Below are 21,300 nucleotides of genomic sequence, written 5' to 3'. Positions count from 1 at the left end.
AGGGCCCGCGCCGATGGGAGCGCGGGCCCTCTCCCGCAGCCCTCGGGCGCCGTACGCGGGAGGGGCCCGCACCGAATCCCGGTGCGGGCCCCTCCCGTACGCGTCACCCCGCTCAGGCGCGGTAGATCGACTCCACCTCGTCCGCGAAGTCCTTCGCCACCACGTTCCGCTTCAGCTTCAGCGACGGCGTGATGTGGCCCGCCTCCTCGGTGAACTGGGCGGGCAGGATCCGGAACTTGCGTACGGACTCGGCCTTGGAGACCGCCGCGTTGCCGTCGTCCACCGCCCGCTGCACCTCGGCCAGCAGCTCCGGGTCATCGCGCAGCGACAGGGCCGTCGAGCCGGCGGGCTTGCCGTGCTCCTCGGCCCAGCGGCCCAGGAAGTCCTCGTCCAGGGTGACCAGCGCGCCGACGAACGGGCGGCCGTCGCCGACCACCATGCACTCCGCGACCAGCGCGTGGGCGCGGATACGGTCCTCGATCACCGCCGGGGCTACGTTCTTGCCGCCCGCCGTGACGATGATCTCCTTCTTGCGGCCGGTGATCGCGAGATAGCCGTCCTCGTCGAGCGTGCCGATGTCCCCGGTGTGGAACCAGCCGTCGGCCAGCGCCTCGGCGGAGGCCGACTCGTTCTTCCAGTAGCCGGTGAACAGGTGCTCGCCGTGGAGCAGCACCTCGCCGTCGTCCGCGATCCGCACCACGGAACCGGGCAGCGGCTGGCCGACCGTGCCGATCTTCTGCCGGTCCCACGGGTTGAACGCGGTCGCCGCACAGCTCTCGGTCAGGCCGTAGCCCTCCAGGACCGTGAATCCGATGCCCCGGTAGAAGTGGCCGAGCCGCTCGCCGAGCGGGGCCCCGCCGGAGATCGCGAACTCGCCCTTGCCGCCCAGGACCGCGCGCAGCTTGCCGAAGACCAGCTTGTCGAAGAGCTTGTGCTTGAACTTCAGGCCGAACGAGGGGCCCTGCGGGGTGGACAGCGCCCGGCTGTACGCGATGGCCGTGTCGGCCGCCCGGTCGAAGACCTTGCCCTTGCCGTCCGCCTGCGCCTTGGCGCGCGCCGCGTTGTAGACCTTCTCGAAGACCCGGGGCACCCCCAGGATCAGCGTCGGCCGGAACGAGGACAGCTCATCGGTGAGGTTCTTGATGTCGGGGACGCAGCCGAGCCGGATCGGGGCCATCACCGAGGCCACCTCGACCATCCGGCCGAAGACGTGGGCGGCGGGCAGGAAGAGCAGCACCGAGCACTCGCCGGTACGGAACAGGGGCTTCAGCCGCTCCACCACGTTGCCGCACTCCGCGAAGAAGCTGCGGTGGGTGAGCACACAGCCCTTGGGGCGGCCGGTCGTGCCGGAGGTGTAGACGATGGTCGCCGGGTCGTCCGCCTTGGCGCTGACCATCCGCAGGTCCATGGTCTCGTCCGAGACCTCGGCGCCCGCCTCGCCCAGGGCCTTCACCGCGCCCGCGTCGATCTGCCAGACGTGCGCGAGATCCGGCAGCCCCTCCCGTACGGAGGCCACCGCCGCCGCGTGCGCCTCGCTCTCCACGAGGACCGCCACCGCGCCGGAGTCGCTGAGGATCCACTGCACCTGCTCGGCCGAGCTGGTCTCGTACACCGGCACGGTCACCGCGCCGGCGCTCCAGATCGCGAAGTCCAGCAGCACCCACTCGTACCGGGTGCGGGACATCAGGGCGACCCGGTCGCCCGGCTGCACGCCCGAGGCGATCAGCCCTTTGGCGGCGGCCCGCACCTCGGCCAGGAACTGGGTGGCGGTCACATCGGCCCACGCACCGGCCACCTTGCGGCTCATCACCGCGACGTCGGGATGCTGAGCGGCGTTGCGGCGGATCAGATCCGTCAGATTGCCGTCCGTCGGGACCTCGTACAGGGCCGGAAGGCTGAACTCGCGCAAGACTGCTGCTCCTCATCGGGCTCCGGTGCCACGGCTCTGTGTGACGCACCGGCTGCGGTCCAAGAATGGCGGGTGCTCGGTGGGGGAGCACGACTGGACTGCCCGGACGTTACCCACCGGTACCAGGTTCCCGATAGGGGGGTCCGTCCAGATGTCTTATGCATCACACAGGTAAATGGCCCTTTTCGCGCACAGTAGTCCACCGGCCCGACGCCCCGAAAGTAACCGCAGGTCCGGCCGGATCTACCCGCGCGGGGGCGGGCACCCTAGGCTGATCCGTATGCGAGGCAGTGAAACGGACGGGCCGACGGCGGGCACCCGGCGCTCCACCCGGATCCACGTCGTCAGCGACGTCCACGGCAACGTCGAGGACCTGGCCCGCGCCGGGGAAGGCGCCGACGCCCTGATCTGCCTCGGTGACCTGGTGCTCTTCCTCGACTACGCCGACCACTCGCGCGGCATCTTCCCCGCCCTCTTCGGCCGGGAGAACGCCAGCCGCATCGTCGCGCTGCGCACCGCCCGCCGCTTCGAGGAGGCCCGTGCCCTCGGCCGGGAGCTGTGGGCCGGCCGCGACCGCCACACCGAGATCCTCGGCGCCGTACGCCGGCAGTACGCCGAACTCTTCGCCGCCTTCCCCACCCCGACGTACGCCACCTACGGCAACGTCGACGTCCCCCACCTCTGGCCCGAGTACGCCCGCCCCGGCACCACCGTGCTCGACGGCGAGCGGGTGGAGATCGGCGGCCGGGTCTTCGGCTTCGTCGGCGGCGGCCTCACGTCCCCGATGAACACCCCGTACGAGATCAGCGACGAGGAGTACGCGGCCAAGGTCGAGGCGCTCGGCCGGGTCGATGTGCTCTGCTCGCACATCCCGCCCGAGGTCCCGGAGCTGACGTACGACACCGTCGCCCGCCGCTTCGAGCGCGGCAGCCGCGCCCTCCTGGAGGCCATCCGCACCACCCGCCCCCGGTACGCGCTTTTCGGCCATGTTCACCAGCCGTTGGTCCGCCGGATGCGGATCGGCGACACCGAGTGCGTCAACGTCGGCCACTTCGCCTCCACCGGGACGCCCTGGGCGCTCACCTGGTGACCGGAAGGGCCCGGGGCGTGGACCGGAGCGCGGCGGGCACGCGATAGCCTGCACAGCGGCAGGATCCTGCCGCACGCGACCGGTAACACCGCACTGGAGGGCCACGGCGATGGCTGAACACACCAGCTCGAGCATCACGATCGAGGCGGCACCGGCCGACGTCATGGCGGTGATCGCGGACTTCGCCCGCTACCCGGAGTGGACCGGCGAGGTGAAGGAGGCCGAGGTGCTGGCCACCGACGGCCAGGGCCGCGCCGAGCAGGTCCGCCTCGTCCTGGACGCCGGAGCCATCAAGGACGACCACGTCCTGTCGTACACCTGGACCGGCGACCACGAGGTCAGCTGGACCCTGGTCAAGTCCCAGATGCTCCGCTCCCTGGACGGCACCTACGCCCTCGCCCCGCTCGCCGGCGGAAAGCGCACCGAGGTCACCTACCGGCTCGCCGTCGACGTCAAGATCCCGCTCCTCGGCATGATCAAGCGCAAGGCCGAGAAGGTCATCATCGACCGGGCCCTCGCCGGTCTGAAGAAGCGCGTCGAATCCGTCCCGCAGGGCTGAGCGCGATGCGTACGGTCCTGACCACCGGCCCCGGCGGCGCAGGCCGTACCACCCTCGCGGCGGCGACCGCCCTGGCCGCCGCCGGCGGCAGCCGTACGCTCCTGGTCTCCGCCGAGCCCATACCGGGCCTGGCCGGCGGTACGGAACCGACCGCGGTCACCGACCGGCTCGACCACGTCCGGATCGACTCCGGCGCCCACTTCCGCGCCGAACTCACCGACCTCCAGGAGCGCGCCTCCGGCGTCCTGGACCTGGTCGGCGCCGGGCGGCTGGACGGCGAGGAACTGACCGAACTCCCCGGCTCCGCCCAGCTCGCCCTGCTGCACACCCTGCACCGGGCGGCCGCGGGCGACTGGTCCACCGCCGGTTACGACACCCTCGTCGTCGACCTCCCGCCGCTCGACCAGGCCCTCGCCCTGCTGGCCCTGCCCGAGCAGCTCCGCCGCTATCTGCGCCGCCTCCTCCCCGCCGAACGCCAGGCCGCCCGCGCCCTGCGCCCCGTCCTCGCCCAGCTCGCCGGGGTCCCGATGCCCGCCCAGTGGCTGTACGAGGCCGCCGCCCGCAAGGACGCCGAACTGGCCGCCGTACAGGCCCTGGTCGAGGACTCCGCCACCACCCTGCGGCTGGCCGCCGAGCCCGGGCCCGCCGCCGAGGAGACCCTGCGCACCGCCCGCACCGGCCTGGCCCTGTACGGGCTGCGCGCCGAGCTGCTGGTGGCCAACCGGGTCCTCCCGCGCCACTCGCCCGACCCCTGGTTCGCCGCGCTCGCCGCCGAGCAGGAGAAGTGCCTGGGCCACTGGCACGCGGAGTGGGCCCCGCAGATCCCGGTCCACGAGGCCCCCCACCTGGGCCGCGCCCCCCGGACCGCCGACGACCTGGCCGCGCTCGCCGTCCCCGCGCCGGACGAGCGCGCGGCGGGCCGGGCGGAGGACCCGTGGTGGATCGAGGGGGAGCCGGGGGAGAGCGGCACTCCGGCCGAGCTGACCTGGTGCCTGCCGCTGCCCGGCGCGGTCAAGGAAGAGCTGCGGCTGGTCCGCCGGGGCGAGGAACTGCTGCTGACCGTGGGCCCGTTCCACCGGATCATCAAGGTCGCCTCCGCGCTGCGCCGCTGCACGGTCTCCGGCGCCGCCCTCACCGACGGCGTCCTGCGCGTCCGCTTCACCCCCGACCCGGGACTCTGGCCCCGTACACCCTGACCCCTCCGCCCCGGACCCGCGCGTCCTGAACGGTCTGCGGCCATTCGGGTAACGTCGGTGGTACGAACCCGTCGGCGCAAGGCGCCGGAGGCCGGTACCCCGCGTCGCAGGAGCCCGTCATGAGTGAAGCCACCGATCGTCCCGCCGACGACGACGCGTGGGCCGACGCCTGCGCCGAGGACCTCGCCGCCGAGAAGGCCCGCCGCCGCGCCCAGTACGGCCCGCAGCCCGGCTCCGCCGCCGAGGAGCTGCGCAAGCTGGTCGACGCGGTCGCCGACAAGGTCTCCGGCCTCCAGACCCCGCTGCTCGGCGCCGCCGCCCAGGGCGCGGTCCAGCAGGCCATCCGGCAGGCGCGGTCCGCCGTCGAACCCGTCATCGAGCGCAACCCCCAGGTCTTCGACCACCTCGCCGCCGCGGGCAACGAGCTGCTCGCCGCCTACCGCTCGGCGGTGGAGGGCCAGGAGAGCCGCTGGACCCGTGCGGCGGCCGACCCCACGAGCACCGCGGGGAAGGGCACCGAGAAGGCCGCCGACGACCCCTCCGACCCGCGCGACGAGGGCCGCGGCGAAGGCCCCTCCGGCACCGAGCGCATCGACCTGGACTGATCGGTCCGGGCCGGGCGGGGGCCCCGTCTCGGGTACGGTTGGCCCTAGCGGGGCTCGACCGAAACTGAGGGATTCATGGGACTCACCATCGGCGTCGACATCGGCGGCACGAAGATCGCGGCTGGAGTGGTCGACGAAGAGGGCCGCATCCTCTCGACGTTCAAGGTCGCGACGCCCCCGACGGCCGAAGGCATCGTCGACGCGATCTGCGCCGCGGTGGCCGGGGCGAGCGAGGGACACGACGTGGAGGCCGTCGGCATCGGCGCCGCCGGTTACGTCGACGACAAGCGCGCCACGGTGCTCTTCGCGCCCAACATCAACTGGCGTCACGAACCGCTCAAGGACAAGGTCGAACAGCGCGTCGGCCTGCCCGTCGTCGTCGAGAACGACGCCAACGCGGCGGCCTGGGGCGAGTACCGCTTCGGCGCCGGCCAGGGCCACGACGACGTCATCTGCATCACGCTCGGCACCGGCCTCGGCGGCGGCATCATCATCGGCAACAAGCTGCGCCGCGGACGGTTCGGCGTGGCCGCCGAGTTCGGCCACATCCGGGTCGTCCCGGACGGTCTGCTCTGCGGCTGCGGCAGCCAGGGCTGCTGGGAGCAGTACGCCTCCGGCCGCGCCCTGGTGCGGTACGCCAAGCAGCGCGCCAACGCCACCCCGGAGAACGCCACCGTCCTGCTGGGCCTCGGTGACGGCTCCGTGGACGGCATCGAGGGCAAGCACATCAGCGAGGCCGCCCGCCAGGGCGACCCGGTCGCGATCGACTCCTTCCGTGAGCTGGCGCGCTGGGCCGGTGCCGGACTGGCCGACCTCGCCTCGCTCTTCGACCCGTCCGCGTTCATCGTCGGCGGCGGCGTCTCGGACGAGGGCGAGCTGGTCCTCGACCCGATCCGCAAGTCGTTCCGGCGCTGGCTGATCGGCGGCGAGTGGCGCCCGCACGCGCAGGTGCTCGCCGCCCAACTCGGCGGCAAGGCAGGGCTGGTGGGCGCTGCCGACCTCGCCCGCCAGGGCTGAGTTCCCTACGGTACGACGCAGCGGACGCCCGTCGCCGCCCTCCGGGGCAGCGGCGGGCGTCCGTCGTATCGTGGCCCGCATGGTCCTGACGCCACTGCCCGACTCCCGTACCGGGCCGGACGGTTCCGCCGTGATCCGGGTGCTGAGCTACAACGTCCGCTCGCTGCACGACGACACCGCGGCCCTGGCCCGGGTCATCCGCGCCTGCGCCCCCGACCTGGTCCTGGTCCAGGAGGCCCCGCGCTTCTTCCGCTGGCGCAAGGCCGCCGCCCGGCTGGCCAGGAGCAGCGGCCTGGTGGTGCTCGGCGGCGGCGCCACCGCCGCCGGGCCGCTGCTGCTCTGCTCGCTGCGCGTGACCGTCGAACGCACCGAGGACGTGCTGCTGCCGCTCACCCCGGGGCTGCACCGCAGGGGGTTCGCCACCGCCGTCGTCCGCATCGGCGGGGCCCGGCTCGGGGTGCTCAGCTGCCATCTGAGCCTCCAGCGCGACGAACGCCTCGCCCAGGCCCGGCTGCTGCTGGACCGGCTGGCCTCGCTGGGCGTGGAGCACGCGGTGGCGGGCGGCGACCTCAACGACGTACCGACCGGGAAGGCGTTCCGTCACCTGGCCGGGCCGCTCCAGGACTGCCACGCCGTCGCCCCCTGGGGCGGCGAGCCGACGTTCCCGCCCGACGGGCCCCGCAAGCGCATCGACGCCGTCTTCGCGACACCGGGCATCGAGGTGCTCGGATGCGGGGTCCCTGCCGGACTCCCCGGGGTCGCGGACGCGGACCTGAGGGCGGCCACCGACCATCTGCCGGTCCTGGCCGCCCTCGGAGTCCCTGCCGGGTGACGCGCGCACGACCGCGCGCCCCGGCCGGCCGCATGACCGTGCGCGCGTCACCCGGCCGACCGGTGGTCACACGACCGCGCCGCGTCCCGGGTCGCCGTAGGTGTCGTCATCGTCGTCGTGCGGCATCCGGGCCACCAGGGTGGCGAAGCCGCCCAGGAAGCCGCCGATGCAGAGCGTGGTGAGCCACCACGTCATGTTCCACTGGAGCAGCACCGCCACCAGCATCAGCACCGGCCCGCCGATCACCGCGAGCCAGGCGAACTTCGCCGTGGGGTCGGCCTCCGGCAGCGGCGGCGGCTCCGGGGGCACGAAGTGGCCCTCCTCGCCGTCGTCCGGCTCGTCGATGCCGTCGTCCTTGGACTCGGCAAGCTCGTAGTCCCGGGGCCCGGCGACCCCGGGCGCGAAGACGACGGAGCTGCCGAGCGGCTTCTTCTCCGGCGGCTTCGGGGGCCTCTTCCCCGACCCCTTGTCCGCCGGGTCCCCGGCCCGGCCGCTGTCCGGACCGGTCACATTGCGCTGGTCGTCCTCCAGCAGGGCCAGGTCCTCGACCGACTTGAAGGGCTTGGCGCCCGGCGGGTCCGGCGGCTCCTCCCCGTACCCCGCGACGATCGCGGCCCAGGCCGCCTCCTCGTCGAGCGCCCGCTCCTCGTCGGCCTTCTTCTCCGAAGCCTTCTCGGAGCCCTTCTCCGGACCCTTCTCAGCGGCCTTCTCCGGAGCCGCGGCCTCCGCTCCGGCGCCCTCGGCGCTCGCCGGCTTCGTCCCCTCGGGGACGGCCGCGCTCTCCGTGGGGCGCGGCTCGCGCTCCTCGTCACTGCCCGTGCGTTCCGCGTCGTGCTCAGCCACCGGACGTGCTCCCCTTCATCCCGACGCTCGGTGCGAGACGGCCGATGAACCGGTAGCTCTCATCGAAGATCCGCTCCGCATCATGGTCCAACGTCGCCACGTGGTAGCTCTGTTCCAGCAGGATCTCCGTCACATCGGTGGAGGAGATCCGGCTCAGGATCCGTGCGCTGTCCGCGGGCGGTACGACATGGTCCTGCGGGCTGTGCAGCAGCACCACCGGCTGGGTCACCTGCGGCAGTTCGCCGTCGACCAGCCGGAAGAACCTCCGCACCGAGTGGGCCGCGTGCAGCGGCACCCGGTCGTACCCCACCTCGTGCGAGCCGGGGAGCGCGATGTCGTCGGCCAGCCCCTTCGTCGTACGGACGAGGTGGCGGGCGACCGGCAGTGCGTACGCCGAGAGGCCGTGCACCTTGTTGGCCGGGTTGACCAGCACCAGACCGCTGATCGCCTCCCCGTGCTTGGCCGCCAGCCGCAGGGAGAGCGCGCCGCCCATGGAGAGCCCGAAGACGAAGACCTGCTCGCACCTCGCGCGCAGCACCCGCAGCTCGCGGTCCACCTCCGCGTACCAGTCCTGCCAGCTGGTGACCGCCATGTCCTCCCAGCGGGTGCCGTGGCCCGGCAGCAGCGGCAGGGACACGGTCAGCCCGCGCTCGGCGAGGAAGTCGGCCCAGGGGCGCAGCGACTGCGGCGAGCCCGTGAAGCCATGACAGAGGAGGACGCCGACCTCTCCGCCCTCGTGGCGGAACGGCTCGGCTCCAGGGAGGACCGGCACCGGGGTCTCCTGTTCGTGAGGTGAGGCGGGGGCGGGGTACGGGGACGGGGCGGGGCTCCGAAAGGCGGGGCGAGCACCGGGGAGGCGTGCTTGACGGATGACTTCACCGTACGCGACCGGACCGACACCGACCAGGGCCGTCACGGCCTCACCGACGGGACCGGGTTAAGGTCTGTCCGACAGCACACAGGAGGCACCACAGTTGATCTACGGCGCAATGAAGTTCTCCATCGGCGGGTCCCTGAAGCTCGCCTTCCGGCCGTGGGTGGAGGGTCTGGAGAACATCCCCGAGCGGGGGCCGGCGATCCTCGCGAGCAATCATCTCTCGTTCTCCGACTCCTTCTTCCTCCCCGCTGTCCTGGACCGCAAGGTCACCTTCATCGCCAAGGCCGAGTACTTCACGGCCCCCGGCGTGAAGGGGAAGCTCACCGCTGCCTTCTTCAAGGGCGTCGGCCAGCTCCCCGTCGACCGCTCCGGAGCCCGGGGCGCCGGTGAGGCCGCCATCAAGGCGGGCATCCAGGTCGTCGAGAGCGGCGGCCTCTTCGGCATCTACCCCGAGGGCACCCGCTCGCCCGACGGCCGCCTCTACCGGGGCAAGCCCGGCGGGCTGGCCCGGGTGGCGCTCGCCACCGGAGCCCCCGTGATCCCGGTCGCGATGATCGACACCGAGAAGATCCAGCCGCCCGGCCAGGTGGTGCCCAAGCTGATGCGGCCCGGTATCAGGATCGGCAAGCCGCTGGACTTCAGCCGCTACCAGGGCATGGACGGCGACCGCTTCATCCTGCGCTCGGTGACCGACGAGGTCATGTACGAGATCATGAAGCTCTCCGGCCAGGAGTACGTGGACATCTACGCCACCGCCGCCAAGCGCCAGATCGCCGAGGAGGCGAAGGCGAAGGCGGAGGAGGCCAAGCGCGACCGCAAGCAGCCGGCCGGGGCCGACGGGAACGCAACGGCCGACGGGAACGGAACGGCCGACGGGAACGGAACGGCCGACGAGGACAGAACGGAACGGTCCGGCGCCTGAGGGCGTCGTACACCGTCGGGGGGTGGGGCCATGGCCAAGCGTGAGCGGGTCGTACGGATGTCGGTCGAGCAGCCGCTGTGGCGTGCGCTGACGGGGTACCGCGTACTGACCATGATCTACGCGGTGCTGCTGGCCGTCTTCGGCAAGGACCACCTGGGCCGGCAGCCGTTCGAGCGGCCGTGGGTGGCCTTCGCCTATCTCGCGTTCCTCGCCGTGTGGACGCTCGCCACCCTGCCCAAGGTCCGCTCGGCGGCGAGCTGCACCAAGCGCTTCCTCGGCGCGGACCTCGTCGTCGCGCTGACCGGGATCATGCTCACCCCGATCGCCGACACCGACTCCCAGACCTTCGACGGCCCGACGCTGCCCTCGATCTGGACGGCCGGGGCGGTCCTCGCCTTCGCCATCAAGGGCGGCTGGCGGTGGGCGGCCTTCGCCTCCACCTTCGTCGCCGCCGCCAACATCATCCAGCGCGGCGAGCCCAGCCGGGACACCTTCCACAACGTGCTGCTGGTCTGGGTCGCCTCGATAGCGATCGGGTACGTCGTCGAGGTCGCCCGCGCCAGTGAGCGCACCCTGGCCCGCGCCCTGGAGATCGAGGCGGCCACCCGGGAACGCGAGCGGCTCGCCCGGGACATCCACGACAGCGTCCTCCAGGTCCTGGCCATGGTGCAGCGCAGGGGCACCGCGCTCGGCGGCGAGGCGGCCGAGCTGGGCCGGCTGGCCGGGGAGCAGGAGGTGGCCCTGCGCACCCTGGTCTCCAGCGGCCTGGTGCCCCCGACCCGGGTCTCCGAGGACGCCGCCGAGGGGGCCGTCGTCCGCACGGTCGAGGTGGACGAGGAGAGCCCCGGCGAGGAGGCCCCCCTCGATCTGCGCACCCTGCTCGCCCCGCACGCCGGCTCCCGTACCAGCTTCGCCGAGCCCGGCGCCCCGGTCCTCCTCCCGGCACCCGCCGCCCGTGAGCTGGCCGCCGCCGTCAGCGCCGCCCTGGACAATGTGCGGGTGCACGCCGGGGAGGGGGCCCAGGCGTGGATCCTGGTCGAGGACGAGCCCGGCGAGGTCATCGTCACCGTCCGGGACGACGGCCCCGGCATTCCGGAGGGCCGCCTCGCCCAGGCGGAGGGGGAGGGGCGGATGGGGGTCGCGCTCTCCATCCGCGGCCGGCTGCGCGACATCGGCGGCACGGCCGAGGTGATCTCGGTGCCGGGGCAGGGCACCGAGGTCGAGTTGAAGGTTCCGAAAGCACAGGTTTCCCGGGGGAAGGCAGGATCGGCCCGATGAGCACGCAGAACGCACCGCAGGACGCGGCAGCAGGACAGGGCGCACCGCAGGACGCGGCGGCGCGGGACGGCGGACGGAGCACCGAGCGGCCCATCCGGGTCATGGTGGTCGACGACCACCCCATGTGGCGCGACGCCGTCGCCCGCGACCTGGCCGAGTCCGGCTTCGACGTCGTCGCGACCGCCGGGGACGGCCCGCAGGCGGTCCGCCGGGCGAAGGCCGTGACCCCGGACGTCCTGGTCCTCGACCTGAACCTGCCCGGCATGCCCGGCGTCCAGGTCTGCAAGGAGCTGGTCCCCGCCCACCCCGGTCTGCGCGTCCTCGTCCTCTCCGCCAGCGGCGAGCACGCCGACGTCCTGGAGGCGGTGAAGTCCGGCGCCACCGGCTACCTCCTCAAGTCCGCCTCCACCCAGGAACTGGTCGACGCCGTCCGCTCCACCGCCAACGGCGACCCGGTCTTCACCCCGGGCCTCGCGGGCCTGGTCCTCGGGGAGTACCGCAGGCTCGCCTCCGACCCCGCGCCCGCCGCCCCCGACGAGCCCAAGGCCCCGCAGCTCACCGACCGGGAGACCGAGGTGCTGCGGCTGGTCGCCAAGGGACTCTCGTACAAGCAGATCGCGGAGCGCCTGGTCATCTCGCACCGCACCGTGCAGAACCATGTGCAGAACACCCTCGGCAAGCTCCAGCTGCACAACCGGGTGGAGCTGGTGCGGTACGCCATCGAGCGCGGCCTCGACGACATCTGACCGGGACCGGACGGCACCCGACCGGTCCCGGAGGCCGGGACCAGGGGCCGGACGGGCAGGGCCGTCCGGCCCCTGCGCGTCCGGCTCCGCGGCCGTATATTCGCGCTATGGAGATCTTGGCGTTCGGTGTGCAGTCGGATGAGAAGCCCCTGATCGAGAAGGCCTTCGCGGGGCTGCACGACGTCCGCTGCCTGGACGTCTTCCTCAACCGGGACACCGCCCCCATCGCGGCCGGGTACGAGATCATCTCCACCAGCGTCAACGCCGACCTCGGAGCCAAGGTGCTCCAGACCCTCGCCGCCGGCGGCACCCAGCTCATCGCCCAGCGCTCCACCGGCTTCAACAACATCGACCTGGACGTGGCCGAACGGCTCGCCCTCCGCGTCGCCCGGGTCTCGTACTACTCCCCGTACTCGGTCGCGGAGTTCGCCTGGACCCTGGCCATGGCGGTGAACCGGCGCATCATCCGGGCCGCCGGCCGCACCCGCGACTTCGACTTCCGGCTCGACGGACTGCTCGGCCGGGACATGCGCGGCCGGACCGTCGGCGTGGTCGGCACCGGCAAGATCGGTGAGGCGTTCACCCGGATCGCCCACGGCTTCGGGATGAAGCTGCTCGGCTGGGACGTGGTGGGGAACCCGGCCTGCCTGGAGCTGGGAATGGAGTACGTGGAGAAGGAGCGGCTCTTCGCGGAGGCCGACCTGGTGAGCCTGCACGTCCCGCTGCTCCCCGCCACGCACCACATCATCAACGAGGCCGCCCTGAAGTCGATGAAGGACGACGCGATCCTGGTCAACTCCAGCCGCGGCGGCCTCATCGACACCGCCGCCCTGGTCACCGAGTTGCGCGCCGGGCGCTTCCTCGGCGTCGGGCTCGACGTGTACGAGGCGGAGGCCGGGCTCTTCTTCCTGGACAAGTCCCTGGAGGGCGTCGACGACGACACCCTGGCCCGCCTGGTGACCTTCCCGAACGTGATCGTCACCTCGCACCAGGCGTACTACACCGAGGACGCGGTGGGCCAGATCGTCGACGCGACCGTCCAGAACGTCACCGACTACCTGGCCGGACGCCGCAGCGAGAACGTGCTCGTGCCGCGCCTGTGACCCCGGGGCCCGGCGCGGCACGGCGTCCCGCGCTCAGCTCAGCACCGGCAGCCCCGCCAGCAGCTCCGTCACGATCGCGGACCCCCGCACGGTCAGCACCGACTCCGGGTGGAACTGCACCGAGGCGAAGCCGGGCCCGCGCAGCGCGTGCAGCTCACCGCTCGCCACGTCCCGGCTCACCTCGATCCCGTGCGCGGCCAGCTCGGCGGCGGCCGGGGAGTCGCAGCGGGCGGTGAAGCTGTTGTAGAAGCCGACCGTCTCCGGCCGCCCGAACAGCTCGATCGCGGTCTGCGCCCCCTGGTACGGGACCGCCTTGCGCACGATGTCCAGCCCCAGCTCCGCCGCGATCAGCTCATGGCCGAGGCAGACCCCGAGCAGCCCGTACCGGTGCTCCCGCACCAGCCCGGCCGCCAGCTCCCGCAGCAGCCGCATCTTCGGGTCGGCCAGGTCGCCCGGATTCCCGGGGCCGGGGCCCAGCACGACCGGCCCCGCGTGCGCCCGCACCGCCTCCCGCAGCCCCGGCTCGTCGAACCGGCGCACCGACACCTCCAGCCCGGACGAGCGGAGCAGGTGGGCCAGCATCGCGGTGAACGTGTCCTCGCCGTCCACCACCAGCGCGTGCCCGGACAGCTCCCGGGTCCGCTCCTGCATCCGCAGCCAGAACGGTGCCAGCCCGCCGCGCCGGCCGTCCAGCGCCGCCCGCACCCGGGGATCCGCGGTCAGCTGCGGACGGTCCGCCTCCGCCTCCGGCCGCCCCGGCCGCACCCCGAGCGCCGCCAGCACCCCGGCCGCCTTGGCATGCGTCTCGGCCACCTCGCTCTCCGGGTCCGAGTGGCGGACGAGGGTGGCGCCGACGGGCACCTCCAGCGAGCCGTCCGGGGCGATGTCGGCCGTCCGGATCAGGATCGGGGAGTCCAGCGTCTGCGCCCCGTTCGCGTCCCGCCCCAGCAGGGCCAGCGCGCCCGCGTAGTAGCCGCGCCCGCCCCGTTCGTACCGCTCGATGACCCGGCAGGCGTTCTGCACCGGGGAGCCGGTGACGGTGGCCGCGAACATGGTCTCGCGCAGGACGTCCCGGACATCCAGCGAGGACCGGCCCCGCAGCTCGTACTCCGTGTGGGCGAGGTGGGCCATCTCCTTGAGCCGGGGCCCGACCACCACCCCGCCCCGGTCGCCCACCGTGCACATCATCTTCAGCTCCTCGTCGACCACCATGGACAGCTCCTCGCTCTCCTTGCGGTCCCCGAGGAACGCCAGCAGGCTCTCGGCGGTGGGCCCCTCGTCCGGGTAGCGGTAGGTCCCGCTGATCGGGTTCATCACGACCGTCCCGCCGGACATCCGCACATGCACCTCCGGGCTGGCGCCGACCAGCACGCGCTCCCCGGTGTGCACCACGAACGTCCAGTACGCGCCCCGCTCGCCCGCCAGCAGCCGCCGGAACAGCGCCAGCGCGTCCGCCCGCCCGAACCCCGGGATCGCCCCCCGGAACGTCCGCCGGATCACGAAGTTCGCGCCCTCGCCCCGCCCGATCTCGTCCCGGATCACCCGCCGCACGATCTCCGCGTACTCCGCGTCCGCCACGTCGAAGCCCCGGTCCTCCACCACCACGTCGTGCGCGGGCAGCGCGGCCAGCACCTCCGCCAGCTCCAGCTCGTGCGTCTCGTCGGCGACCAGCACGCTCAGCGGCGTCCCGTCGTCCCGTACGTCGAAGCCGCGCTCGGCGATCTGCCGGAACGGCACCAGGGCCAGCGCGGGCGACGCGCCCACCGGCAGGTCGGCCAGCCGCTCCGCCTCCCGCACCCCGCCGATCAGCACCTCCACGTGATCGTGGTCACGGCCGGGGGTGCGCCGGCGCAGCAGGGCGAAGGGCGGGGCGTCGTCGGCCAGCAGCCGGCGGACGAGGTCAAAGGCGGTACGGGACATCGGAGCGGGTTCCTTCCGGACGGTCCGTACGAGGGCCTCGTACGGGATTCACGGGGGAGAGGAACGGCTCCGCAACGCAGAAAGGCCGCCCCTCGGGCGGCCTGCGCGGTGTGTGTCAGCGCGATGGTTCAGCGGGCCGCCGGATGAGCGGTCCACCACCAGTTCTGGATCGAGAGCTGGGTCTGTTGCGTCGACATGGTGCGACCCTAGCGGACGTTCCGGGCATCGGAGCAGGTGTCTCAACTATTGAGCGCTCGAATGGACGCCCCGCGCGACCCCGTAATGTTGTCCGTGTGACCGTGAACGCCAATACCTCCGTCGCCGGTGGCAACACCTGGCGAGACCTTCCCGCGGCGCAGCAGCCCGAGTACCCCGACTCCGAGGCCCTGCGCGATGTACTCGCGGACCTCGCGTCGTATCCGCCGCTCGTCTTCGCGGGCGAGTGCGACCAGCTGCGCGCCCGTCTGGGAGCCGTCGCCAAGGGCGAGGCGTTCCTGCTGCAGGGCGGCGACTGCGCCGAGGCCTTCGACGCCGTCTCCGCCGAGCACATCCGGGCCAAGCTCAAGACGCTGCTCCAGATGAGCGCCGTCCTGACCTACGCCGCCTCCGTGCCGGTCGTCAAGGTCGGCCGGATCGCGGGCCAGTACTCCAAGCCGCGCTCCAAGTCGACCGAGACCCGTGACGGCGTGACCCTGCCGACCTACCGCGGCGACTCGGTGAACGGCTTCGCCTTCACCGAGGAGGCCCGGGTCCCGGACCCGCAGCGGCTGAAGCAGATGTACCACGCCTCCTCCTCCACGCTGAACCTGGTGCGCGCCTTCACCACCGGCGGCTACGCCGACCTGCGCCAGGTCCACGCCTGGAACCAGGACTTCGTGAAGTCGTCCCCCGCCGGCCAGCGCTACGAGGCCCTGGCCCGCGAGATCGACAACGCGCTCAACTTCATGAAGGCGTGCGGCACCGACCCGGCCGAGTTCAAGGCGGTCGAGTTCTACGCCTCGCACGAGGCGCTGCTGCTGGACTACGAGACGGCGCTGACCCGCACCGACTCACGCACCGGCGAGCTGTACGACACCTCCGGTCACATGGTCTGGATCGGTGAGCGCACCCGCCAGATGGACGGCGCGCACATCGAGTTCGCCTCCAGGGTCCGCAACCCGATCGGCATCAAGCTCGGCCCGACGACCACCGTCGACGAGGCCCTGGGCTACGTGGACCGCCTCGACCCCGAGCGCGAGCCCGGCCGGCTGACCTTCATCGTCCGCATGGGCGCCGACAAGGTCCGCGACAAGCTGCCCGAGCTGGTCGAGAAGGTCACCGCCTCCGGCGCCACCGTCGCCTGGGTGACCGACCCGATGCACGGCAACACCTTCGAGGCCGCCTCCGGCCACAAGACGCGCCGCTTCGACGACGTCCTGGACGAGGTCAAGGGCTTCTTCGAGGTCCACAAGGGCCTCGGCACCCACCCGGGCGGCATCCACGTGGAGCTGACCGGCGACGACGTCACCGAGTGCGTGGGCGGCGGCCACGAGATCTTCGTGGACGATCTGCACCAGCGCTACGAGACGGCCTGCGACCCCCGGCTCAACCGCAGCCAGTCGCTCGACCTGGCCTTCCTCGTCGCCGAGATGTACCGCGACCAGTAAGCGGTCCCCGGCGGGGGTTCCCGCCGGACGCACCTGTGGGGCACGGATCCATGTGATCCGTGCCCCACAGTCCGTTCCGGGGCTTTTCCGCGCCTCGCCATGTGGGTAAGGTTAGGTTAGCCTCACCGATTAGACGGGGACGGCACGAACGACCGGCCCGCAGGGAGGTGAACCGCATGTACGTCTGCTCCTGCTTCGGCATCACCGAGGCACAGGTCAAGAAGCATGCGGACGCCGGGGCCTGCACCCCGCGCCAGATCGCCTCGGCCTGCAAGGCCGGCACGGACTGCGGCGGCTGTGTCCGCCGGATCCAGGCCCTGCTGGGGCGTGACTGCTCGCGCCGCGACCTCGTGGGTCAGCAGCGGGAGCCCGTGGCGGCAGCGGCGATCGACCAGCCGATGGCCATGCCGGTTGCGGCCGTCGTGCCGGTGGCGGCGACCCCGGACGTGCGTCTCCCCGACGCGGCCTGACGGTCTCCCGCGGGACCCGATCGGCTCCGGGACCGGCTCAGCTCTCCGGCTGCTCGATCAGCTGCGCGATGTAGAGCGGCTCGCCCAGCTTCTCCACCAGCTCCAGCTGGGTGTCGAGGTAGTCGATGTGGTGCTCCTCGTCCTCCAGGATGGACTCGAAGATGTTGGCCGAGGTGATGTCCCCCTTGGCCCGCATGACCTCGATCCCGCGCTTGAGGCGGTCGATCGCCTCCACCTCGACCTGGCGGTCCGCCTGGAACATCTCGGTGACCGTCTGGCCCACCCGGACGTGGAAGAGCCGCTGGTAGTTGGGCAGCCCGTCCAGGAAGAGAATCCGGTCCGTGAGGACCTCGGCGTGCTTCATCTCGTCGAAGGACTCGGCCCGGGTGTACTTGGCCAGCTTGGTCCAGCCGAAGTTCTCCTGCATCTTCGCGTGCAGGAAGTACTGGTTGATGGCCGTCAGTTCGGCCGTCAGCTGTTCGTTGAGGAACTCAATGACCTCGGGGTCGCCCTGCATCGCAGAGGCTCCTTCCAAGCGTGATCGACAAGGTGGCCGCATCCTCGCACCGCGTCCACCGGCCGTCCAGTAAGTGCACGCTTAGTACGAGTTGACCCACCGGGGGTCCGCCCTGGTCATGACCACCCCTGCCTGTCTGTCACCATGGAGACATGGGTCAGCCGGAAAACCGGGAGAAGCGCGGAGCAGAGCAGTCGGAGCTACCACCAGGGCAGCGGCTGCAGCGCGGATGGCCGGTCACCCACTACGGGCCCGTTCCCAAGTTCAAACCCGAGCGGTGGGAGTTCCGGGTCTTCGGAGCCACCGCCGACGGCGACAAGCACTGCTGGGACCACCAGGACTTCACGACCCTGCCGTACGCCTCGGTCGTCGCCGATCTGCACTGCGTGACGAAGTTCAGCATGGTCGGCGCCGAGTGGGGCGGCGTCCTCGCCCGTACGGTGCTCGACCTGGCGCCCCCGGCGCCCGAGGTCACCCATGTGATGGTCTGGGCCGAGTACGGCTTCTCCTCGAACCTGCGGCTGGCCGACTTCGCCTCCGACCGCACGCTCTTCGCCACCCACAAGGACGGCGAGCTGCTCACCGCCGAGCACGGCTTCCCGCTCCGCCTGGTCGTCCCGCACCTGTACGCCTGGAAGGGCCCGAAGTGGGTCCGGGGCGTCGAGTACATGACGGCCGACCGGCGCGGGTTCTGGGAGGAGCGGGGCTACCACAACATCGGTGACCCCTGGGCCGAGCAGCGCTATTCGTACCAGGAGGGGCCGGGGGACGGCCCCGAGCTGTAGCACGGCCGCGCCCGAGGAGGGGCCGAGCCGCAGGAGGGTCCCGGAGCGCTCTACGCGGTCTCCCGCGGCCGCTTCCCCGCCGCGCCCCGCAGCTCCTTGAGCCGGGCCACGTCCGCCGCGTGCCCCTCCTTGCCGCCGGGCGTCTCGATGATCAGGGGTACGCCCTCGGTCGCCGGGTGCGCGAACAGCTCCCGGAACGGCTCGGCGCCGATGTGACCCGCGCCGATGTTCTCGTGCCGGTCCTTGTGGGCGCCCACGACATCCTTGGAGTCGTTGGCGTGGATCAGCTTGAGCCGCCCCTCGCCGACCGTCTCCACCAGCAGGTCGAGCGTCTGCCGCATCCCCGAGGGCCCGGCCAGATCGTGGCCCGCCGCGTAGATGTGGCAGGTGTCCAGGCAGATGCCCAGCTTGGGGTGGGCGTCCAGCGCCTCGAAGTACGGTCCGAAGTCCCACGTACGGGAGCAGAGCGAGGAGCCCTGGCCCGCCGTGGACTCCAGCAGCAGATCCGGGTCGTCGTCGTGGGTCAGCTCGTCCAGCAGCGGGCGCATGTGCTCCCGCACCTGGGCCAGCGCCTCCGCACGCGGCCGCCCGCCGGTCGCGGAGCCGGTGTGCACGACCACGCCCAGCGCACCGATCTCCCGGGCCCGGCGCAGCGAGTGGCGCAGGGAGTCCACGGACTTCTCCACGGTCGCCTCGGTGTGCGAGCCGAAGTTGATCAGATACGGGGCGTGGACGTACGCGGGCATCGAGGCGGCCGCGCACTCCGAGCGGAACAGCTCGTCCTGCGCCGGGTTCCCGGCGGGCGTCGCCCAGCCGCGCGGATTGGCGACGAAGACCTGCACGGTCTCGGCCGCCAGCTCACGGGCGTAGGCGAGGCCGACCTTGGCGAGACCGCCGGCCACCGGGACGTGCCCGCCCACGGGGTTGCGCGTCAGGGATCCGTCCTCGGTGCCCGGCCGGTTGCCGTTCTCAGGGTTGCGCATGACGTCCTAGAGCCCCTTGGTCCTGATCGTGATGGTGGAGCCCTCGGGGGCCTGTTCGCCGCCCGCCACGGACTGGCGCGCGACCGTGTCGCTGAAGGAGAGGAACGGCCGGTCGACCTTCACCTCGAACCCCGCCTCCTCCAGGGTGGCGCGGGCCTCGTCGACGTCCCGGCCCGTGACGTCGGGGACGTCCAGCATCCGGGGGCCCTTGGAGACGGTCAGCTCGACGGTGTCGCCCTGCGCGGCCTCGGCGTCCGCGCCCGGGGACTGTTGGGCGATGTCCCCGGCGTCCTCGGGGGAGTCGACCCGGCCGGGCAGCACCCGGACCTTCAGCCCCTCGCCCTCCAGCTCCGCCGTGGCGTCCTCGACCGAGAGCCCGGTGACGTCCGGGACGTCGACCGGGCTGCCCTTGCTGACGACCATGGCCACGGCCGAGTCCGGGTTCCGGTCGGTGCCCGCACGGGGTTCCGTACGGATCACCTCGCCGCGCGCCACGTCCTCGCTGAACTCCTTGGTCACCATGCCGGGGACCAGGCCCACCTTCTTCAGGGAGAGCCGCGCGTCCGCCAGGGAGGAGCCCGCCACATCGGGCACCCGGACGATCTCCGGGCCGCGCGAGACGGTGAGCTTCACCGAGCCGTTGCCCCGGATCCGGTCGCCGGACGCGGGGTCGCTGCCGACCACCGCACCCCGCTCGACCGTGTCGCTGAAGACCCGCTCGACGCCCTCCAGCCCGAGCCCGGCGTCCGAGAGCCGCTTCTCCGCCGCCTGCTGGGTCTGGCCGAGGAGGGAGGGCACCTGGGTGAACTGGCCGGAGTTGATGTACCAGACGCCCACCCCGATGCCGAGCGTCAGCAGGACGGCGGTGACGATGGTGACCAGCTTGCCGTGCGGGCCGCCGAACGGACCTCTGCGGCCCGCCCGGCGCCGGGGCGGGGCGACCGGCGGGGGCATCTCCAGCCGGCTGGTCCGGTGCACGCCGTCCTCGGGACCGTCCGCCGGAAGGGCCCGGGGGATCACGCTCGTACGGTCCTGCGCGCCGTCGTGGCTGTCCGACAGCGCCTGCGGCGGTACGGCGTCCAGTTCGGCCTCGGTCACCTGGGCGCGGGCCTCCCGGGCCTCGGCCAGCAGCAGCACCGCGTCGTGCGGGCGCACCTCCGGGGTGCGGGCGGTGGCGCTCGCCACCAGGGAGTCCAGCGCCACCGGGAGCCCCGGCACGACGGCGGAGGGGGCCGGGACGTCGGTGTTGAGGTGCCGGTAGATGACCTGGGCGGCGTTCTCCCCGGTGTGCGGCTTGGCGCCGGTCAGCATCTCGTACAGCACGACCCCGCAGGCGTACACGTCACTGCGGGTGTCGGCGCTGCCGTGCTCGATCTGCTCGGGGGCCAGGTAGGAGACCGTGCCGAGCAGCGAACCCGTGGTGTCGGTGGCCGTGCCGACCGCCCTGACCAGCCCGAAGTCCGCGACCTTGACCCTGCCGTCGTCCCCTATCAGGACGTTCTCCGGCTTCATGTCGCGGTGCACGAACCCCGCCCGGTGGGCGGCGCCGAGCGCGGCGAGGACCGGCTCCAGGATGTCCAGCGCGGCCCGGGGCTGGAGGGCGCCGCGCTCGCGCAGGACGTCGCGCAGGGTGCAGCCCGCGACGTACTCCATCGCCAGATAGACGTACGCCCCCTGGGCGCCCTGGTCGAAGACCGCGACGACGTTGGGGTGGGCGAGGCGGGCCACCGACTTGGCCTCGCGGATGAACCGCTCGACGAAGGCGACGTCGGTGGCGAGCGCCGGGTGCATCACCTTGAGCGCGAGCACCCGGTCCAGGCGGGTGTCCACGGCCCGGTAGACCGTGGCCATCCCGCCGACGGCGATGCGCGCCTCGATGCGATACCGGCCGTCGAGCAGCTGCCCGACGAGCGGGTCCTGGAGGGTCGTGTCCACCCCGAGAGTCTACGAGCCGCCACCGACACCCCGGACGGAGCGGGCACTCCCGGGGCCGTTCCCTTAC

21 protein-coding genes are annotated in these 21,300 nt (G+C 72.5%); 13 read left to right on the top strand and 8 right to left on the bottom strand.

Going from position 1 to position 21,300, the window contains the following annotated elements:
• Nucleotides 1-112: 112 nt before the first annotated feature.
• Nucleotides 113-1,909, bottom strand: coding sequence for an AMP-dependent synthetase/ligase (locus ACQ9ZG_RS07445; protein ID WP_109916262.1), 1,797 nt, complete (start codon nucleotides 1,907-1,909; stop codon nucleotides 113-115).
• A 280-nt stretch (nucleotides 1,910-2,189) separates the two neighbouring features.
• On the opposite strand from ACQ9ZG_RS07445, the gene ACQ9ZG_RS07440 reads away from it, so the two are divergent.
• The 6 genes from ACQ9ZG_RS07440 to ACQ9ZG_RS07415 all read left to right on the top strand — a co-directional run bounded on the left by ACQ9ZG_RS07440 (nucleotide 2,190) and on the right by ACQ9ZG_RS07415 (nucleotide 7,208).
• The gene (locus ACQ9ZG_RS07440) at nucleotides 2,190-2,999 is read left to right on the top strand and encodes a metallophosphoesterase family protein (protein ID WP_028415582.1); all 810 of its coding nucleotides are present in this window, start codon (nucleotides 2,190-2,192) and stop codon (nucleotides 2,997-2,999) included.
• Between the two features lie 109 nt (nucleotides 3,000-3,108).
• Nucleotides 3,109-3,558 (top strand): SRPBCC family protein, encoded by a 450-nt coding sequence (locus tag ACQ9ZG_RS07435; RefSeq protein ID WP_018486679.1) that lies wholly within the window; start codon nucleotides 3,109-3,111, stop codon nucleotides 3,556-3,558.
• 5 nt (nucleotides 3,559-3,563) lie between these two features.
• The gene (locus ACQ9ZG_RS07430) at nucleotides 3,564-4,754 is read left to right on the top strand and encodes an ArsA family ATPase (RefSeq protein WP_499280149.1); all 1,191 of its coding nucleotides are present in this window, start codon (nucleotides 3,564-3,566) and stop codon (nucleotides 4,752-4,754) included.
• A 119-nt stretch (nucleotides 4,755-4,873) separates the two neighbouring features.
• Entirely contained in the window at nucleotides 4,874-5,359 is a 486-nt protein-coding gene (locus tag ACQ9ZG_RS07425; protein WP_028415584.1) for a DUF5304 domain-containing protein, read from the top strand.
• A gap of 75 nt (nucleotides 5,360-5,434) precedes the next feature.
• Complete coding sequence (locus ACQ9ZG_RS07420) at nucleotides 5,435-6,376, top strand: ROK family glucokinase (RefSeq protein ID WP_018486676.1); 942 nt, start codon at nucleotides 5,435-5,437, stop codon at nucleotides 6,374-6,376.
• A 79-nt stretch (nucleotides 6,377-6,455) separates the two neighbouring features.
• The gene (locus tag ACQ9ZG_RS07415; RefSeq protein ID WP_109914915.1) at nucleotides 6,456-7,208 is read left to right on the top strand and encodes an endonuclease/exonuclease/phosphatase family protein; all 753 of its coding nucleotides are present in this window, start codon (nucleotides 6,456-6,458) and stop codon (nucleotides 7,206-7,208) included.
• A 66-nt stretch (nucleotides 7,209-7,274) separates the two neighbouring features.
• On the opposite strand, the gene ACQ9ZG_RS07410 is transcribed toward ACQ9ZG_RS07415, so the two are convergent.
• Nucleotides 7,275-8,051 (bottom strand): hypothetical protein, encoded by a 777-nt coding sequence (locus ACQ9ZG_RS07410; protein ID WP_084996040.1) that lies wholly within the window; start codon nucleotides 8,049-8,051, stop codon nucleotides 7,275-7,277.
• Entirely contained in the window at nucleotides 8,044-8,823 is a 780-nt protein-coding gene (locus ACQ9ZG_RS07405; protein ID WP_109914916.1) for an alpha/beta hydrolase, read from the bottom strand. The genes ACQ9ZG_RS07410 and ACQ9ZG_RS07405 overlap by 8 nt, the downstream gene beginning before the upstream one ends.
• Nucleotides 8,824-9,025: 202 nt before the next feature.
• On the opposite strand from ACQ9ZG_RS07405, the gene ACQ9ZG_RS07400 reads away from it, so the two are divergent.
• From ACQ9ZG_RS07400 to ACQ9ZG_RS07385, 4 genes are all read left to right on the top strand, one after another.
• Complete coding sequence (locus ACQ9ZG_RS07400; RefSeq protein ID WP_258312073.1) at nucleotides 9,026-9,850, top strand: lysophospholipid acyltransferase family protein; 825 nt, start codon at nucleotides 9,026-9,028, stop codon at nucleotides 9,848-9,850.
• Nucleotides 9,851-9,880: 30 nt separating this feature from the next.
• Nucleotides 9,881-11,128 carry a MacS family sensor histidine kinase gene (gene macS, locus ACQ9ZG_RS07395; RefSeq protein WP_028415589.1) on the top strand — a complete coding sequence of 416 codons (1,248 nt, stop codon included), beginning with the start codon at nucleotides 9,881-9,883 and terminating at the stop codon, nucleotides 11,126-11,128.
• A complete protein-coding gene (locus ACQ9ZG_RS07390) occupies nucleotides 11,125-11,874 on the top strand; it encodes a response regulator (RefSeq protein WP_375138288.1) in 750 nt (249 codons plus the stop codon). Before macS ends, ACQ9ZG_RS07390 begins: the two co-directional genes overlap by 4 nt.
• Nucleotides 11,875-11,981: 107 nt before the next feature.
• Nucleotides 11,982-12,977: a 2-hydroxyacid dehydrogenase gene (locus ACQ9ZG_RS07385; protein ID WP_109914918.1), complete on the top strand. Its 996-nt coding sequence runs from the start codon at nucleotides 11,982-11,984 to the stop codon at nucleotides 12,975-12,977.
• 33 nt (nucleotides 12,978-13,010) lie between these two features.
• Here ACQ9ZG_RS07385 and ACQ9ZG_RS07380 read toward each other — a convergent pair whose 3' ends face one another.
• Nucleotides 13,011-14,897, bottom strand: a complete 1,887-nt coding sequence (locus tag ACQ9ZG_RS07380; protein WP_499280147.1) for an anthranilate synthase family protein — start codon at nucleotides 14,895-14,897, stop codon at nucleotides 13,011-13,013.
• A gap of 128 nt (nucleotides 14,898-15,025) precedes the next feature.
• On the bottom strand, nucleotides 15,026-15,094 hold the full coding sequence (locus ACQ9ZG_RS07375) for a trp operon leader peptide (protein WP_106669287.1): 69 nt from the start codon (nucleotides 15,092-15,094) through the stop codon (nucleotides 15,026-15,028).
• A 102-nt stretch (nucleotides 15,095-15,196) separates the two neighbouring features.
• Between ACQ9ZG_RS07375 and ACQ9ZG_RS07370 the strand changes: the two genes are divergently transcribed.
• Together ACQ9ZG_RS07370 and ACQ9ZG_RS07365 are read left to right on the top strand one after the other, a co-directional pair.
• Nucleotides 15,197-16,543 (top strand): class II 3-deoxy-7-phosphoheptulonate synthase, encoded by a 1,347-nt coding sequence (locus tag ACQ9ZG_RS07370; protein ID WP_026237271.1) that lies wholly within the window; start codon nucleotides 15,197-15,199, stop codon nucleotides 16,541-16,543.
• A gap of 176 nt (nucleotides 16,544-16,719) precedes the next feature.
• On the top strand, nucleotides 16,720-17,013 hold the full coding sequence (locus ACQ9ZG_RS07365) for a (2Fe-2S)-binding protein (protein WP_028415593.1): 294 nt from the start codon (nucleotides 16,720-16,722) through the stop codon (nucleotides 17,011-17,013).
• Nucleotides 17,014-17,050: 37 nt separating this feature from the next.
• On the opposite strand, the gene bfr is transcribed toward ACQ9ZG_RS07365, so the two are convergent.
• Nucleotides 17,051-17,530: a bacterioferritin gene (gene bfr, locus ACQ9ZG_RS07360; RefSeq protein ID WP_018486665.1), complete on the bottom strand. Its 480-nt coding sequence runs from the start codon at nucleotides 17,528-17,530 to the stop codon at nucleotides 17,051-17,053.
• Between the two features lie 152 nt (nucleotides 17,531-17,682).
• On the opposite strand from bfr, the gene ACQ9ZG_RS07355 reads away from it, so the two are divergent.
• The gene (locus ACQ9ZG_RS07355; protein ID WP_109914866.1) at nucleotides 17,683-18,315 is read left to right on the top strand and encodes a sulfite oxidase-like oxidoreductase; all 633 of its coding nucleotides are present in this window, start codon (nucleotides 17,683-17,685) and stop codon (nucleotides 18,313-18,315) included.
• Nucleotides 18,316-18,365: 50 nt separating this feature from the next.
• Here ACQ9ZG_RS07355 and ACQ9ZG_RS07350 read toward each other — a convergent pair whose 3' ends face one another.
• Together ACQ9ZG_RS07350 and pknB are read right to left on the bottom strand one after the other, a co-directional pair.
• Nucleotides 18,366-19,298, bottom strand: a complete 933-nt coding sequence (locus ACQ9ZG_RS07350) for a deoxyribonuclease IV (protein WP_109914865.1) — start codon at nucleotides 19,296-19,298, stop codon at nucleotides 18,366-18,368.
• Between the two features lie 6 nt (nucleotides 19,299-19,304).
• Nucleotides 19,305-21,233 (bottom strand): Stk1 family PASTA domain-containing Ser/Thr kinase, encoded by a 1,929-nt coding sequence (gene pknB, locus ACQ9ZG_RS07345; protein ID WP_109914864.1) that lies wholly within the window; start codon nucleotides 21,231-21,233, stop codon nucleotides 19,305-19,307.
• Nucleotides 21,234-21,300: the final 67 nt, after the last annotated feature.

This window comes from Streptomyces araujoniae (assembly GCF_050871195.1).
Lineage (GTDB): Bacteria > Actinomycetota > Actinomycetes > Streptomycetales > Streptomycetaceae > Streptomyces > Streptomyces bacillaris.
Note: the sequence above shows the minus strand (reverse complement) of the source record. Positions and strands in the feature narration are given on the sequence as shown.